This window comes from Bacillus cereus (assembly GCF_015071065.1).
GTDB classification, from domain to species: domain Bacteria; phylum Bacillota; class Bacilli; order Bacillales; family Bacillaceae_G; genus Bacillus_A; species Bacillus_A cereus_BA.
Window position 1 is genome coordinate 416,766 of sequence record NZ_VOVA01000001.1, and the last position, 15,665, is coordinate 432,430.

Below are 15,665 nucleotides of genomic sequence, written 5' to 3' on the forward strand. Positions count from 1 at the left end.
AGGTACCGCCATTTGGCAGTACCTTTTTTATATGTATCAAGAAATGATATCGTAAATCTCAATTGCAACCATATCGATGTTATCGAATTGATACACCTGAGGTTTTTCACCTTGTTGATACACTTCTAACTCATACATTTCACTTTTATCGAAAAATTTCACGCTACATTTGCGCTCACCGTTCACTTCAAAATAGCGTTGTGCTACTTCACCGCTTTCAGCTTGTTCTTGTAGACTAACAAGTCGAGTTAAAATTCCTTGGAGTAGAGACATGAAATCTCTCCTTTCTCTGATCTTCCTACCAATAGGTTTTACAGCTATACTCATTCTATCCGTCATAACAGAAAAAACGTTCCACAATCTAGGATAAAGGTTCTTGGCCAGAAACTCAACTAAAATTTGTCGAAATACGAAGTAAAAAGATGAAAGAGCATCTTTTTACTTCTTTATTGCGCTTTTTATACTGGCAGAATATAATAAAAAACAGAAAAAGGGAGGAATTACAATGAAAAAAATTGAGGTTTATACACAACCTGATTGTCCACCTTGTACCATTGTAAAAGAGTTTTTAAAACATAATAACGTTGTATATGAAGAATTTGACATAAAAAAAGACGCTGCTGCACGCAATCGTCTTTTATATGACTATGAATCCTATTCAACTCCAACAGTTGTAATTGACGAAGAAGTTGTCGCAGGTTTTCAAATTGAAAAATTACAACAGCTACTCGGTATAGAATAGGAATAGGGGACACCTATTCCTATTCTCATAATTGTTGTAACCTTTTTATTTCAGTCAACAGTTCCTGACTTTCATGATACCCTGCTAATTTCCATTTTCCATTATCCTTTTGCAATGTCACAATTTTATATTGTCCACTCTTTGCCCGCTCGTAGACATATAAATTTTTATGTTCTTCATCATAAGACATTTTTGTTTCTGAATTAAAAGAAAACGGAGCTTCTTTTGCTGGAAGTAAATATTCACCACTTTGTTTTTCATTTCTACTGTTTTCATCTGTAAAAACTTGAAGGAAATTATTTGTAAAATATGGTGATAACGTCTCTATCATCTTATTCATAGATATTTGCTTCCCTCGAATTGAAAATTGCGTCTCATAACCTTTTTGTATCGTTATAAACACTTCTTTCCGATCCACTTTCACTTCTTCTTTTCCTAAAACAGTTGTGACACTATAGCCAACTAGAAAGGCAACACATATAAATAGAACAAACCATATTCCATATTTCTTCATTTTTTCACCTTCCTTTTAAAAGAGCTTGTCTTTGTAGTATTCATTGTAACAATGATTATGCAAAGAAAGGGAGGATTTCGTTCGTAAAATCTTTACAACGATAGACAGCATTTTCATCATCATTTTCACTATTACCAATTTATGATAAAAACAAACAAAAAAAATGCACGAATCTCTTCGTACATTAAAATAAAACATCTTCTTCATATAAATATTCGTACGATAAATCTATAAATAAAAAGTTTTCATCATCAATCGGGAATGAAAATGTTCGTACCATTTCACCAGTTTCGATATCAGCATATAAATCTGAAAGTCTTGCCTTATTCTCAAAACGCATTTTCATTATATTTTCTAGAAAATACGGGCGCCAGCTCCAGTTCTTCATATAATACTCTGGCATAATGATCCATTCACCATCTTTTTTCATAATATTACCAGATTGTTGGAAACCATCTTCATTACAAATAAATATCCGAAAACTATATTGTGATATGCTTTGGCTAAATTGTAATAACCAATCATTTATATCTTCATTCTTTTTTTGTTTTGACAGAACATCACCAATTCGATCACGTAACATCTCTGTTAAATTATAAATTTTTTGCAACTTCTTCTTCTCATGCAGAATAAATTGATGACATTCATTACCAAGTCGCTCTTTTAAAACATTCGTTTCAATAAAATCAGGTAAACATTCTTTCAAATAATTACCTTGATAATATCTACCACCGTTTTTCCAAGCATATTGTAGTTGATAAAAAGCATCAATTTCTTCATATAACAATGTCGCACCAATTCTTCTAGCAAGTAAAGATAAGGAATATAAAATATCTTGATAAGATTGTAAAAGTGCAGTTTGCCTTAAATTTGTTAAATCTACTTTTAAAATATCCGGTGCTAACACGCTAATACGCTCTAAATTACTAGTACCCGTTCCGACTTTATTAATCGAAATTTGAATACCATATGTACGATAATACATAAGTAAATGATTAAATTGTTCTATATCTTCTTTACATTCATGTTCTGTTATTTCCAGAACAATACGTTGTAAGTTCAAACCTTGTTCTTCATACATCAGCAAAAGTTGAAGTAAACTTTCATCTTCATCATTCATTAATACATTAGCATTCCGATGTATAAATAATAATAATTTTTGATCCGTTTCTAAATACCTATTTAACGCTTTTTCTACAATGATATTATCCGCTTCAAGTTGGAACTCACTCGGAATAGAATCATCATGGAAGAAAGATGCTAAACTTTGTATGCCCTCTTCTGTTTGAATACGTCCTACAACTTCATATCCAATTATTGTATGCTCATCCGCACTAAAAATAGCTTGATAATAAGGAAGGACTTTATCCAGGTTACTCATTACATCTAATGCATCTATCAACATGCTTCCCTCCCTTTACTTTTCAAAAATTATAACACGATATTTACGAAAAAATAATAAAAAATCCCTTCAGTTTTCCTGAAGGGATTAGAGGGGTAAAATGCTAAGGGGAATTAGCAATTCTACTATGAAGAAAAAAGAGGTCTTAAATATAACGTATATATTCCCCTTTGTAAACATATTTCTCTCATATGTCACAACTTCGTCACATTTCACCGAAGAAAAATTAATAACTCATTCATTTTTCATCTCTTTTAAAATGGATATTGGTGCAAATGCTGGCCACCATCCATTGTCATACAAGTTCCATTTATGTATGCAGCTTCATCTGAACATAAATAATAAGCTAGACCCGCAATTTCTTCTGGTGTCCCCAGCCTACCAAGTGGGACACTTTGTATTGTACGCTTAGCCATTTCTTCTGAAATCCATAATTTATCGGCACCACCTGTACGTTCAATTGGTCCTGGTGCGATAGCGTTAACTCGTATCCCATATTTACGCCCCCACTCAACAGCAAGAGTTTTTGTCATCGCTAATACACCAGCTTTAGCTGCTGCCGAATGGATAACCCCTGGGCCTGCATCCCATGCATATGTTGCCACCATGTTAATAATATTTCCTTTTATACCTTTTTCAATCCAATATTTCCCTACAGCGTGGCTACAATAAAACGTCCCATTTAATACAATATTAATTACTGAATTCCAGCCATTCACAGATAAGTCCTCTGCTGGACAAATAAAGTTTCCGGCTGCATTATTTATTAAAATATCAATTCTTCCAAACTTCTCATCAATATGTTCAATCATTTTTTGAATATCATCAGTATTTCGTACATCCATTTGTACAGATAATACTTGCCCTGGAAACTGTTCAATTTCTAACTTTGCTTCTTCTAGCTTTTCTTTTGTACGCCCTGTAATAACAACTCGTGCCCCTTCTTTCGCAAAACGAGTCGCCATCCCTTTTCCCATTCCACTTGATCCACCTGTTATAATAACTACCTTCTCTTTCACATACATCCCCTCCAAAAAATGAATACACATTCATTTTATCACTTTATTTGATAGAAATCTTTATATTTTTCAATTTTTCTGATATTTTAACGTAAAGAGGTTTCTTTTCGTTCATTTTTTTCATAATCTATACTACTTTTTTAGTGTTTAAAATATATTTTAAAAAACTGAAGGGAGATTCAAGTAACCTATATATGAAGAAAATTACAAGAAGAAATTTTTTAAAATCCGGAATACGCACTTGTCTATATTCATTTATAACCGCTAGCATCGGCTATTATTATGCTAAATATATAGAGCCCTATTTGCTTTCTTTTACAAAGCACACACTTAAATCACAGCTCATACCAAAAGGGTTTCATGGTATGAAGATCCTTCAATTTAGCGATTTACATCTCGGATACTATTTCTCTCTCCATCATTTATCTCAAATCGTTTCCAAGATTAATGCTGAAAAGCCAGATATTGTCCTTTTTACTGGTGATCTCATTGATGACTACCAAACATATACCGAGGCTCCTTTTGTTGCATCCATTTTAAAGAATATACAGGCACCCTTCGGTAAATTTTCTATTTATGGTAACCACGACCATGGCGGATATGGAACTGAATACTATGACCACATCATGCGCGAATCTGGATTTGAACTTTTGCACAATAGCGAAAAGCGAATTCGTTTACTGGATAATAGTGAAATTTCTATTTTCGGACTCGATGATATGCTACTAGGTAAACCAAAAATAGCGGAAACTTTACAACATGCAAAACAAAATATTTATACCATTGTTCTCGTTCACGAACCAGATATCGCGCCACAAATCGCTACATATCCAATCAATCTTCAACTTTCTGGTCATAGCCATGGCGGACAAGTACAAATTCCTTTTTTAGGTGCTATTATTACCCCGTCGCTTGCAAAAGAATATACTGAAGGTTTCTATAACATTCAAGGTTTGACTCTCTATGTCAATCGAGGTATTGGAAGAACACGTGTCCCATTCCGCTTTATGTCAAAACCTGAAATTACACTCTTCATCCTACAACATTCGTAACAATTCGCCTATTTTCTTACATATCCTTTCTTGTACGCGCTCATCCACGCTTGGTCCACCATATGATAAAAATGAGTCCAGTAAAGGAGGTTTGTTCATGTATCCATATTATCAACAGATCCCAGTTCGTTCAGCACCTATTGGCCCAGCAGGCGACTCACGCTTCTTTCCATTTTTCGGTGTTCCATTTCTAGCTGGAATTGCTGGAGGGTTACTCGGTGGAGCATTAGCTTTCGGCCCTAGACCGTTTTATCCGCCTTTCCCACCACCTTTCCCACCACCAGCACCTTTTCCTTGTTACGGAGGGCCTTGTCAACAACCATACTATTACTAATTTAAAACAACGATTCTTCCAAATATTATTCTCTCAATGAACCGACGCATCATACGCTTATAATAAAAACTATTCTCTCTACTCATTCTTCCATTTACGGAACATATGAATAGAGAAAAAATAAAAACCTCTTAATTTCGATTAAGAGGTTTCTATTTTTTCTCTATTATTCAGCGTCTGTATTTTGATACGCCATCTTAAATAAATTCACTTGGCTATCAATTTCTTCTATACTACTATTAATTATATAATAATAGTCACCATCTTTATTTTGTTCACGTGTTTTCACATTATCAGCTAAAATCAGCTGTAAAATTGCCTTTATTCTCGCTTTCATTTCAATATCTAAAATTGGGAAGGATATTTCTACTCGTTTTTCCATATTTCGCGTCATCAAATCAGCTGAAGATAAATATATTTTCTCATCTCCATTATGATGGAAATAATAAATACGGCTATGTTCTAAATATCTTCCAACAACACTAACTACACGAATATTTTCACTTACATTCGGAATCCCTGGCCTTAAACAACATGTCCCTCTAACAATGAGCTCTACCCTTACCCCAGCTTGCGATGCTTCATACATTTTTTTTATTAACGGTTTATCTGTTAACGAATTCATCTTAGCGATAATATATCCATTTCCATATTGTCTATGGTAACGGATTTCCTCATCTATTAACTCCATAAATTGCTCTCTTATATCAAACGGGGCAACAGATAAATGATGAAAATGCGGTTTTTTTGTATAACCGCTCAAATAATTAAAGAAATTTGTTGCATCTACACCAAAGTCTTTTCGCGATGTAATATATCCAAAATCAGTATATAACTTCGCTGTTGCATCATTATAATTTCCGGTTCCAAGATGTACAAACCTTTCAATTTTTCCGTTTCTTCTTCTTACAACTAACGTAATTTTACTATGCGTTTTCAAGTGACTTACTCCGTAAATAACGTGACATCCGGCCTGTTCCAATTCTTTAGCCCAATGAACATTATTCTCTTCATCAAACCTCGCCTTTAACTCAACCAATACTGTCACTTGTTTTCCTTTTTCAGCTGCTACCTTCAACGCCTGAATTATTGGAGAATCTCCACTTACACGATATAATGTTTGTTTGATCGCAAGTACATTCGAGTCATCTGCCGCATCACGGACAAAATCAACGACTGGTTGAAACGACTCAAAAGGATGATGTAATAAAATATCATGTTCTATCGCTTTTTCAAATACATCTTCCTCATCACCTAAATCTTGAGGAGGTTGCGGAATAAGAGCCGGATATACAAGATGTTCATATAAAGGCGCTAATTTTTTATATAAGGAGAATAAACATGTTAAATCTAACGGTCCATCCATCATGTACACATCTTCATCTTTTACTTCCAACACCTCATACAATAACGCTAACACTCTTTCATCAATGTGTTCTTTACCAACTTCTAAACGAACGGCAGCTCCCCACTTACGCTTTTTCAATTCTTTTTCAATTACTTTTAATAAATCGCGTGCACCTTCTTCATGGATTGTTAAATCCGCATTACGTGTAATACGGAAACGAGTAACAGGTGATACGTTATATCCTGTGAATAATTTATGGGTAAAACCACTAATTACATCTTCTAATAAAATAAATTTATGTTTTTGCCCTTCACTCGGTAAAAATATGAAACGCTCCAGTAAAGAAGGCACTTGGACAATTCCTAACTTCGTGCGATTTTCTTCCTCTGCCTGCTTCTCATCGTATAAAATAGTAGCTAAATTCAAGCTTTTATTTAATAACATAGGAAATGGACGATACGCATCAATAGCTACAGGAGTTAACACTGGAAAGATTTGTTCATCAAAATACTCTTCGATAAATCCCCTCTGCTCTTTCGTCAAATCATGGAATGTTAGACGCTCAATCCCCTCTAGTTCAAGCGCTGGCAATACATAATTTTTAAACGTTTCATACTGCACAGTCATTAACTCATGAGCTTTTATCGCAATCTTATTTAACTGCTTCTTTGGTGTTAAACCTGCTTTATTTTCTGGCTGATTAAATCCGGCACTTACCTGATCTTTCAAACCTGCTACGCGCACCATAAAAAATTCATCTAAATTCGAACTGAAAATACTAATAAACTTTAGTCTTTCTAATAGTGGATTATTTTGATCTTGCGCTTCTTGTAGTACACGTTCATTAAAAGCTAGCCAGCTCAACTCGCGGTTATTATAATACGCTGTATCATTTAAATTTACTAAATTCCCCTTTAGCAATTCCATTCTCTTCACACTTCCCTTTGAAACTTTTTCACTATAATTTAGTTACTTTTATTTTATCAAATTATAATATTCCAAAGTGTTAATTTTTCGTAAAGACATCCGTACAACTTAACATCTTGATTCGAATGATAAGTTAATATTCGTTTTCAATACTCTTTCTAGTTGCTTTTTTTGTTTTTCAGCTTGCACTTTTTCCGCTAATGCCGATTGTTCACATACAATTCTAAATGTTAATCCTTCTTTACTTTCTGTTATAGATATCGTTTCAACAAGCGCTCTTTGTCTCACATTTAAAGCAGCTGAAAATTGCAAAACAGCTCCTAATAACCGGATTTTTTTTTGTTCACTTTTATCAAACCACCCTTCAAATGGGGCTAAATGTTGTTTAAATAACATTTTTGATTTGTATGAAGCAATAAGTGCTAACCTAACTCGATCTTTATGCATCATGCCATCAATTGTTTTATTCGCTAGTAAATAAAACGTATGTAAGCGGCTCGCTTCTTCATCAATGTACTTCCCTATATTGAATACTTTCGCCGCTTGATCGAATATTTCCCAGTCTTTTTCCGACATAGAAATAAGTCCTGCTCCTTCAAGTTGTTTACAAATCAATGTTCCTTGTTTAATAAGTTGAATTACAAATTCCATATCCATTTCGTATTCATATGATAATAAATGTAAACTTTCCTCTACTACGTTCGGATAGTATGAAATCCCAAAGTCTTTCGTTAATTCTTCGTAGAAAACACCTTCTCTTAAACCTTTTTTGCTCAATACAAATGCCGGCGCCTCTATAACGTTAACAAGCATATGAAATACTTCGACCGCTGGAATAATTGTATCTGCTCGATCTTTTGCTAACCCTTCCAATTTTTGCAGTTCTATGAAAGACAATTTTTTCAATTCATCTTTTACATTTTTAATATCTTCTTCTTTCATTTTGTATAAATGTAATCCAGCTATAGGATAACAAATTAAATTTTGATGGATTTTCACCATGTTCCTCGCACTACCCCCAATTGCGATAAGAGGCAATTTTTTATCGATTAACCACGGCAGCGTTCGAAATTGATAACATAAATACCTTTTAATCTCATCTAACTCTTCAGTAGTAGGAATATCCCCTTGAATAAATTGTTGCTTTAAAGAAAGTGCTCCAAAAGGAAAGCTATGGTATTCTAAAATTTCTCTATTTCGAAAGTATGTAACTTCTGTACTCCCCCCACCAATATCAACTGTAATTCCTTCTGAAAATGAAGTGGAATTCATAACTGCTAAATAACCGTAACGCGCTTCTTCATATTCTGATAAAACTCTAAGAGTAAAATCAGTTTGCCCTTCAACAAGTTTTTTAATTTCATCTTGATTCTCAGCCTGTCTAATTGTTGCCGTTGCAACACAAAGTACATGATGTAACTTATGGAATCGTGTACTTTCTTGAAATTGAAATAATGTTTGTAATAATACTTCTATTCCTTCTTCACTTAATACACCATTTACTAAATAATTTCTTAACCTAGCGACCACTTTCGTATTTTCAATCTCTTTATAAAAACCCCCACTTTGTTTTTCATAAATAACTAAACGCATTGTATTAGAACCAATGTCTATAATGGCATATTGTAGTTTTAATATTTCTTTCAAACTTCTCACTCTTTCATTATCAAATTTCTGAAACATATTCTATCACTATTATACAAAATAGTTGTTTTTTGTAACAATATTGCTTTAATATTGAAAATATATACAATTACTTTTTGCATATAATAAAAAGCCATTTTATTTATGCTATAATAAGGAAAACTTGAAAGGAGATTCAATATGAAACCTTCACAACCACAATCTCAATTACATAATCAACATTCTATTAATAGACTAGCTCAATCTATTTTCGTTGTGAATCGTCATGCTAAAGCTGCAACTAACCCTAAGTACTTATATTGGTTAAAAAAGACTGCTTTAGAACGCTTAATTACTGAAAAAAAGGCTATCAAAGAAGGATTACATTTTTCTAGAAATCCACGTTTTAGTCAACAACAATCCGATGTTCTTATACGTTTAGGTGATTATTTTTTCCATATCCCTCCTACGAAAGATGATTTTGGCACCCTACCGCATCTTGGTCACCTTGAATCCTCCTATCGAAATCCGAAAACAACCTTATCTTTAACAATAGCAAAAAAAACACTTCAAGATTATATTGGTCCTGAAGCATTAAAACAAGAAAAAAAATTAAGCGAACCAGTTCCATGGTATAGCCGTACCTATACAAAAAAATAAAACAGTTTGGCCCATATTAGGCCAAACTGTTTTATTTTTTATCTTCCTTAATTTTAATATTCGCTTGTTTATAGAATGCAACTTTTTCTGTATTATATGATTTCGTATATTCATTAAACTTATCTTTTTCTGTCTCAATATCTTTATATGCTTGGTTTACTAACTTTACTTTCTCGCTAATATCTTTTAATTTTGTACCTTTATCTTGTAGCATTGTATATAATTCTTTTTCTTGCTTTAAAGATTTATTATAGCTATCGTACATCTTTTGGAATGAATCATATCGTTTCTCATAAGTACTCTTTACTTTATCCGCCTGGTCTTTTAATTTATTATCTTCAATTTTCTTCACATGCTTATCAGCTGACTTCACTTCTTCTTGCGCTTTATTTAACGCCTCTTTTTCTTTAATAAGAACTTTTTCTCGTTCAGCTGTATTTTTCACCGCTTGATCAAGCTTATCCTTAACAGCCTGATTATTATCTTTTCCTTCTTGGACAATTTGATTATATAATACTTGCCCCTCTGTCTCTAATGACTCTAATTTTTTCGCATCTTCAAACATTGTTTTTTCTTGCTTGGCAGCATTTTCAAATGCAACATATAGCTCCTCTTCTGGTTTTGGGCCGAAACAACCAGCTAGTAAAGTCATTGATAATGCAGTTACAATTGCTAATTTATTATATTTCAACATCTTTTCCTCCTATTAATAAACGACCATCGTGCCAAAAATCCCATGAAAAACATGTAACTTCTTTATCTATTTCACGCTCGCATCTTTTTTACGAAGATCATCAATAATTATTTATACTGCTTGTACAATTTTCGTACTTGAAATTATGTAATGTCTTAAAACATAAAGGTATTTACCTTAATCTTACCTACTGCAAGAAACACTATAATGTTTCACCTGATAAAAGATGATCGTTGACCTCTCACGTCTATCATTCCCTTTCTCACTTTCTATCAAATAACCTCTTTGTCCATTTTACATAGTGCAAAGGTGACCTCGCAACTCTTACAAAGATTCTTTTAATTTCTTAAAAAGGAAAAGTGTAGAGCATGTTTTCCTCTACACTTTTAAACTGAAAGCATTGTGCAAAATGCATTGACACATCCATACACAATTATATGCTGATTTCATATATTTTTAAAGACTTTTGTTACAAAAAAAAGTTTTCTTGTAACAAAAGACAAAAAAATGTTACAAAAAATCCTTTATATCATACTTCTTCAAATCAAAGTTTCATTCATGACTTTGCAAGTTTCTATAATTATACAATTGATTTTGTGCCTTTCTAAACAAATCTTCAAAAGTTTTCCCTTCTATCGGATAACTTGCAGCCCCAAATAATAGTGTGACACTTAATAAATCATTCGCTATTTCATTTTGAATATTTTTGATTAATCTATTTGTTATTGTTGACTTTTCATAGCCATTATCAACAGCTACGATAACATATTTATTTTCATCCCACCTCGTAACTACATCGCCTTTTCGAACTGTCTTTACAATTGTAAGTTCTACTCTTTGGACTAGCTTATCTAACTTTTTTTCTTGCACTGTGTCTTTTAATACATCCCATTCTTTTACGGAAAGAATATACACTGTAATATTACGAGAATCTCTTTCTGATAAAGCAGCTACTTTCCCAAAAAAATCAACGACAAAATCGTTATTCTTCATTCCTCCTACTTCAATATTTACACGTGTATTCGCTCTTTTATCGTACCAATGTCCAAACTAATAGCTTAGTATCATTTGCAATATATAAATAATAAAGACGGTAAAAAATGATCGTGAATCTAGCTTAGCAATTACATCCTGAAGTGCAATCCATTCTGTAACCGCAACTGTGTTCCCAAGTAATAATCCACTAATTTTCCCTTTATGTTTCATACTCTCCCCCTTTTTATACCAATATATGTTTCTATAACAATAATGTTTTTCTACAAAATAAAAAATGTACATATTTAAAGTACATTTCTACTTAAGCTTGTATACCTTTTCTATTTTATTTCATATATATACTATATATCGTTTTTAGGAAGGAGTGACCTATATGCCTCAAAAAGAAAATCTATCAGATATTGTGCGCTTACTAGCTGGCTTTTTGTTATCATTAAAATTACTATTTAACTCTTTCGGAATAAACTTCATTACAAATGATCAAATTGACGCTATAGTAAATGTTATTTCATTTCTATTCATTCTATATTTTGGATACAAAAATAACTATGTTGGAAAAAAGGGAGTGGAACAAAAGAAATTACTCAAGAAGCACAATCTTCATTAAAGAAGGAACCTTTCGCACAGGTTCCTTCTTATCATTTTCTGACAACCACTTCATTTGTTTGTAGCGGTCCATATGATACTCCTTTATATTGAAATGTATATGTAGCCTGAAATAATGAATTGGGAGGAGCTTTATCTTTATTTGCTTTTATTTGACAAATTAATTCTACCTTTTCACTCGGCGATAAATTATCGATTCGCCACCTTACAAGCTGAAATAAAAACTCACTTATTCCCTTATCTGCTTTTAAAGAGTTTGGGATATACGCAAAATAATCACGAATCATATGACTTACAACTACTCGCGAAATCATTTCACCGCCTTTATTTTCAACTTCAAGTCGAATAATTAGTATGTCATTAACATCATAGATCATCTCATATGAAAATTTTTCTTTATACATACTACGGATTTGCAATGTGACTGCTACATTGGATGCTTCCGTGTCCTTTTTAGAACCATCAATCCACAAAACCGGCTGTAACGGTATAGAACACCTTCCTTGATCCGAAATTCGTTTCCATATTTTCATAATATATTCACCTCATTCCAGATGTATCATCTATACAACTGTATTCTGCCTCTCGATGCAATAAACTACACTTAGAAAAAATATTGAGCTTGCTACAAACCATCTTAAATTTTTCTTTTCCTTTTATCCTATTCGACAATATAAAGAAAAAACCATTTTTAATAGGTTGACACAGGTTATTCTTTATTAAATATTTTTTTACAATTTCCTTCCTTGACTACATAAAAAATAAATTCTTACTCTCTCTTTTGGTTAATATAATAAAGTGAAACTTTAATCAGTGGGGGTTTTGTCCATCCCCCACTGATTATTAGCCTTCACCAATCGGGCTTTTACGGGCAGTTAATCTCCCACCTAACTTCCTCGCATTCGCCAAATTTTGAGGTGGGAGTCTTACTGCCCGTTAAAGCGGGATAAAATACTTTGGCGTAATAAAACATTTACCTTTTAGTCAAATTTGACTATAATATAATCTGTGATTTCCAATCTTTATATCATGTAGGATTAATTTTTGTAAATAAAGAGGGAATGAAACAAACTGTACACAAAGGTTTTTATGCACTACATCTAAAAACTTAAGTTAGTTTAATTTTTATTAAAGGAGGGCTACTCTTGGAAGCACAACTATCAAAAAACGACTCAAGTAAAACAAAATTTGTTGTTGCCGGTTTACTACTTGGTATTCTAATGGCAGCAATGGATAACACAATCGTCGCAACTGCGATGGCAACGATTGTCGGAGACTTAGGAGGGTTCGACAAGTTCGTTTGGGTCACATCTGCCTACATGGTAGCAACAATGGCCGGAATGCCTATTTTCGGTAAGCTGTCTGATATGTACGGACGGAAACGCTTTTATATTGGCGGATTAATTCTCTTCTTATTTGGTTCTGCACTTTGCGGGACAGCATCAAGTATTGAACAGTTAAGTGTTTATAGAGCCATTCAAGGGATTGGTGGCGGCGCTCTTATGCCTATCGCATTTACAATTATGTATGATATATTCCCGCCTGAAAAACGCGGAAAAATGACCGGACTATTTGGTGCTGTTTTCGGAACATCTAGTGTTTTCGGCCCTTTATTAGGTGCTTACATTACAGATTATATAAGTTGGCACTGGGTCTTCTATATTAATATTCCGTTAGGACTTATCTCCTTCTTCTTCATTACTAAATACTATAACGAGTCTCTAGAATATCGAAAACAAAAAATTGACTGGGCTGGTGCCATTACACTTGTCATTAGTATCATTTGCTTAATGTTTGCCCTAGAACTTGGCGGTAAGGAATATGCATGGGACTCTAATGTGATTATTGGTTTATTTTCAACTGTTATTATTATGCTTATTATTTTCTTCTTCGTAGAAAGAAACGCAATTGAGCCTATTATTTCTTTCCATTTATTTAAAAAACCTTTATTTGCAGCTAGCCAAGGTGTTGCCTTTTTCTATGGCGCAGCTTTTATCATCTGTACAGTTTATATTCCAATCTTCGTTCAAGGTGTTCTCGGTGGTTCAGCCTCAAATGCTGGATTAATTTTGACACCCATGATGGTAGGATCTGTAATTGGAAGTCAAACTGGTGGACAGTTCGCTTCACGAACAAGTTATCGTAACATCATGATAGTATCTGGAGTTTTCTTCGTTCTTGGTATTTATTTACTAAGTACTTTAACAATGGAAACATCTCGCAGCCTCGTAACAATGTTTATGGTGCTTGCTGGACTTGGAGTTGGATTCTCCTTCTCAGTTTTAAGTATGGCATCTATCCACAAACTAGAAATGAGAGATCGCGGTTCTGCTACATCAACGAACTCATTCTTCCGTTCACTTGGAATGACCCTTGGCGTCACGATTTTCGGTACGATTCAAAATCATGTTTTCACTGATAAATTAAAAGCAGTCTTCCCTCCTGAACTAGCAAAAATGGCTCCTAAAGGTGGAGACACAAGCTTTTTATTATCACCAAATGCTACTGAAAAGCTACCTCCTGAAGTAATGAGCGGAATTAAAGAGGCTCTTGCAACATCTATTGCTAATACATTTTTCTGGGCACTTATCCCAGCTACGCTAAGTATAATTTGTATTTTACTTATGGGAAATGAACGTCTTTTAACAGGACCAAAAACAAAGCAAAAACAAAAACAAGTAAGCTAATATAGAAAAACGAAACGGTATATCCCTTTATGAAAGAGGATATACCGTTTATAATATATATAAAGTTTCTATATACAGGAGTTGAGACAGCATGAGCATGAAGTTAGTCATTCTCGGCTTGTTACTCGAAGGAGATAAACATCCATATGAAGTGCAGCACATAATGAAAGAAAGACAAATGGATTGTTATATTAAATATGCCAAGGGATCGCTATACTACGCCTTCGAGCAATTAGAAAAACAAGGTGCGATTAGCGTTACCAATATTGTTCGAGATACAAATAGACCAGAAAAAACAATCTTCCATATAACAGAGGAAGGAAAAGCCCTTTTCCACACCCTATTATTAAAACAATTTGAAGCGAAAAACCAAATATATAAACCTATTTATTCAGCGCTCTCTTTCGCTCACTTTAGCGACGAACAAGCACTAGTTCCTATTTTGGAAAAAAAGAGAGATGATACAATGTTATATTTACATACAATGCAAACGATATACGATCATAATAAACAACTAGTTCCTCGTGCTCAACTATATATTCTACAAAGCGTCATTGAGCATATTAATGTTGAATTACGTTGGCTAAACACACTCTTACAAGATGCAACTGCAGGTCGTCTTTCAGAAATAGGTGTAGATAATGATTAAGTTTTTCTAAAAGAGGTGCCTCCTCTTTTAGAAAAACTTAACACTATAATTATTCCTCGCAACTCAAAACACCCTCATTTTAATAATAAATAACCGTTAAAAACTCTTAATTTTCCGAATAAAAAGAAATGAAAAACTTTAGAATTTTCTTATTTTAAAACAGTGGACAAAATTCCGAAAATTGTGTTAGAATTTGTTTCAATATCATATCGCTTGTTACATTCCTTTCAAAAGGAAAATAGGTACACGAATATTTCACTTCGTGTTTAAAAGGGAAGTTTGGTGAAACTCCAACACGGTCCCGCCACTGTAAATGCTGAGATTTCTTTTTTGTACCACTGTGAAAACGGGAAGGTGAAAGAAATTATAGGAAGCATAAGTCAGGAGACCTGCCTATTTTAACAACACTGAT

At 33.4% G+C, this 15,665-nt stretch carries 15 protein-coding genes, 1 pseudogene and 1 riboswitch; of the genes and pseudogenes, 7 read left to right on the forward strand and 9 right to left on the reverse strand.

Annotated features, from left to right (window positions below; all coding sequences use genetic code 11):
* Positions 1 to 36: 36 nt before the first annotated feature.
* The gene (locus tag FT637_RS02080) at positions 37 to 273 is read right to left on the reverse strand and encodes a YkuJ family protein (RefSeq protein WP_000055151.1); all 237 of its coding nucleotides are present in this window, start codon (positions 271 to 273) and stop codon (positions 37 to 39) included.
* 232 nt (positions 274 to 505) lie between these two features.
* Between FT637_RS02080 and FT637_RS02085 the strand changes: the two genes are divergently transcribed.
* Positions 506 to 742 carry a glutaredoxin domain-containing protein gene (locus FT637_RS02085; RefSeq protein ID WP_002014835.1) on the forward strand — a complete coding sequence of 79 codons (237 nt, stop codon included), beginning with the start codon at positions 506 to 508 and terminating at the stop codon, positions 740 to 742.
* Between the two features lie 25 nt (positions 743 to 767).
* On the opposite strand, the gene FT637_RS02090 is transcribed toward FT637_RS02085, so the two are convergent.
* The 3 genes from FT637_RS02090 to fadH all read right to left on the reverse strand — a co-directional run bounded on the left by FT637_RS02090 (position 768) and on the right by fadH (position 3,677).
* The gene (locus tag FT637_RS02090; protein ID WP_193644937.1) at positions 768 to 1,256 is read right to left on the reverse strand and encodes a DUF3993 domain-containing protein; all 489 of its coding nucleotides are present in this window, start codon (positions 1,254 to 1,256) and stop codon (positions 768 to 770) included.
* Positions 1,257 to 1,440: 184 nt separating this feature from the next.
* A complete protein-coding gene (locus FT637_RS02095; protein ID WP_193644938.1) occupies positions 1,441 to 2,658 on the reverse strand; it encodes an EAL-associated domain-containing protein in 1,218 nt (405 codons plus the stop codon).
* Positions 2,659 to 2,912: 254 nt separating this feature from the next.
* Positions 2,913 to 3,677 carry a 2,4-dienoyl-CoA reductase gene (gene fadH, locus FT637_RS02100; RefSeq protein ID WP_193644939.1) on the reverse strand — a complete coding sequence of 255 codons (765 nt, stop codon included), beginning with the start codon at positions 3,675 to 3,677 and terminating at the stop codon, positions 2,913 to 2,915.
* 194 nt (positions 3,678 to 3,871) lie between these two features.
* Between fadH and FT637_RS02105 the strand changes: the two genes are divergently transcribed.
* Together FT637_RS02105 and FT637_RS02110 are read left to right on the forward strand one after the other, a co-directional pair.
* On the forward strand, positions 3,872 to 4,729 hold the full coding sequence (locus tag FT637_RS02105; RefSeq protein ID WP_193644940.1) for a metallophosphoesterase: 858 nt from the start codon (positions 3,872 to 3,874) through the stop codon (positions 4,727 to 4,729).
* A gap of 97 nt (positions 4,730 to 4,826) precedes the next feature.
* A complete protein-coding gene (locus tag FT637_RS02110) occupies positions 4,827 to 5,063 on the forward strand; it encodes a hypothetical protein (RefSeq protein WP_193644941.1) in 237 nt (78 codons plus the stop codon).
* Positions 5,064 to 5,229: 166 nt separating this feature from the next.
* On the opposite strand, the gene FT637_RS02115 is transcribed toward FT637_RS02110, so the two are convergent.
* Positions 5,230 to 7,338 (reverse strand): polyphosphate kinase, encoded by a 2,109-nt coding sequence (locus FT637_RS02115; RefSeq protein ID WP_193644942.1) that lies wholly within the window; start codon positions 7,336 to 7,338, stop codon positions 5,230 to 5,232.
* Positions 7,339 to 7,446: 108 nt separating this feature from the next.
* Complete coding sequence (locus FT637_RS02120) at positions 7,447 to 9,021, reverse strand: Ppx/GppA family phosphatase (protein ID WP_193644943.1); 1,575 nt, start codon at positions 9,019 to 9,021, stop codon at positions 7,447 to 7,449.
* Positions 9,022 to 9,162: 141 nt separating this feature from the next.
* On the opposite strand from FT637_RS02120, the gene FT637_RS02125 reads away from it, so the two are divergent.
* Complete coding sequence (locus tag FT637_RS02125) at positions 9,163 to 9,621, forward strand: YkyB family protein (RefSeq protein WP_193644944.1); 459 nt, start codon at positions 9,163 to 9,165, stop codon at positions 9,619 to 9,621.
* Positions 9,622 to 9,652: 31 nt separating this feature from the next.
* Here FT637_RS02125 and FT637_RS02130 read toward each other — a convergent pair whose 3' ends face one another.
* Together FT637_RS02130 and FT637_RS02135 are read right to left on the reverse strand one after the other, a co-directional pair.
* Positions 9,653 to 10,315 (reverse strand): YkyA family protein, encoded by a 663-nt coding sequence (locus FT637_RS02130; RefSeq protein ID WP_193644945.1) that lies wholly within the window; start codon positions 10,313 to 10,315, stop codon positions 9,653 to 9,655.
* A gap of 552 nt (positions 10,316 to 10,867) precedes the next feature.
* A pseudogene (locus tag FT637_RS02135) lies at positions 10,868 to 11,521 on the reverse strand (diguanylate cyclase domain-containing protein).
* Positions 11,522 to 11,684: 163 nt separating this feature from the next.
* Here FT637_RS02135 and FT637_RS02140 point away from each other — a divergent pair.
* Positions 11,685 to 11,918, forward strand: a complete 234-nt coding sequence (locus FT637_RS02140) for an SPP1 phage holin family protein (RefSeq protein WP_193644946.1) — start codon at positions 11,685 to 11,687, stop codon at positions 11,916 to 11,918.
* 31 nt (positions 11,919 to 11,949) lie between these two features.
* Here FT637_RS02140 and FT637_RS02145 read toward each other — a convergent pair whose 3' ends face one another.
* Positions 11,950 to 12,450, reverse strand: coding sequence for a hypothetical protein (locus FT637_RS02145; RefSeq protein ID WP_193644947.1), 501 nt, complete (start codon positions 12,448 to 12,450; stop codon positions 11,950 to 11,952).
* A gap of 612 nt (positions 12,451 to 13,062) precedes the next feature.
* Between FT637_RS02145 and FT637_RS02150 the strand changes: the two genes are divergently transcribed.
* Both FT637_RS02150 and FT637_RS02155 read left to right on the forward strand, forming a co-directional pair.
* Complete coding sequence (locus FT637_RS02150) at positions 13,063 to 14,604, forward strand: MDR family MFS transporter (RefSeq protein ID WP_193644948.1); 1,542 nt, start codon at positions 13,063 to 13,065, stop codon at positions 14,602 to 14,604.
* A 91-nt stretch (positions 14,605 to 14,695) separates the two neighbouring features.
* Complete coding sequence (locus FT637_RS02155; protein ID WP_193644949.1) at positions 14,696 to 15,253, forward strand: PadR family transcriptional regulator; 558 nt, start codon at positions 14,696 to 14,698, stop codon at positions 15,251 to 15,253.
* Between the two features lie 223 nt (positions 15,254 to 15,476).
* Positions 15,477 to 15,665: riboswitch (cobalamin riboswitch) on the forward strand.

Coding starts and splice junctions, on each gene's coding strand:
- FT637_RS02080 (WP_000055151.1), bottom strand. CDS start 273: ATGTCTCTACTCCAAGGAATTTTAACTCGACTTGTTAGTCTACAAGAA.
- FT637_RS02085 (WP_002014835.1), top strand. CDS start 506: ATGAAAAAAATTGAGGTTTATACACAACCTGATTGTCCACCTTGTACC.
- FT637_RS02090 (WP_193644937.1), bottom strand. CDS start 1,256: ATGAAGAAATATGGAATATGGTTTGTTCTATTTATATGTGTTGCCTTT.
- FT637_RS02105 (WP_193644940.1), top strand. CDS start 3,872: ATGAAGAAAATTACAAGAAGAAATTTTTTAAAATCCGGAATACGCACT.
- FT637_RS02110 (WP_193644941.1), top strand. CDS start 4,827: ATGTATCCATATTATCAACAGATCCCAGTTCGTTCAGCACCTATTGGC.
- FT637_RS02115 (WP_193644942.1), bottom strand. CDS start 7,338: ATGGAATTGCTAAAGGGGAATTTAGTAAATTTAAATGATACAGCGTAT.
- FT637_RS02120 (WP_193644943.1), bottom strand. CDS start 9,021: ATGTTTCAGAAATTTGATAATGAAAGAGTGAGAAGTTTGAAAGAAATA.
- FT637_RS02125 (WP_193644944.1), top strand. CDS start 9,163: ATGAAACCTTCACAACCACAATCTCAATTACATAATCAACATTCTATT.
- FT637_RS02130 (WP_193644945.1), bottom strand. CDS start 10,315: ATGTTGAAATATAATAAATTAGCAATTGTAACTGCATTATCAATGACT.
- FT637_RS02140 (WP_193644946.1), top strand. CDS start 11,685: ATGCCTCAAAAAGAAAATCTATCAGATATTGTGCGCTTACTAGCTGGC.
- FT637_RS02145 (WP_193644947.1), bottom strand. CDS start 12,450: ATGAAAATATGGAAACGAATTTCGGATCAAGGAAGGTGTTCTATACCG.
- FT637_RS02155 (WP_193644949.1), top strand. CDS start 14,696: ATGAGCATGAAGTTAGTCATTCTCGGCTTGTTACTCGAAGGAGATAAA.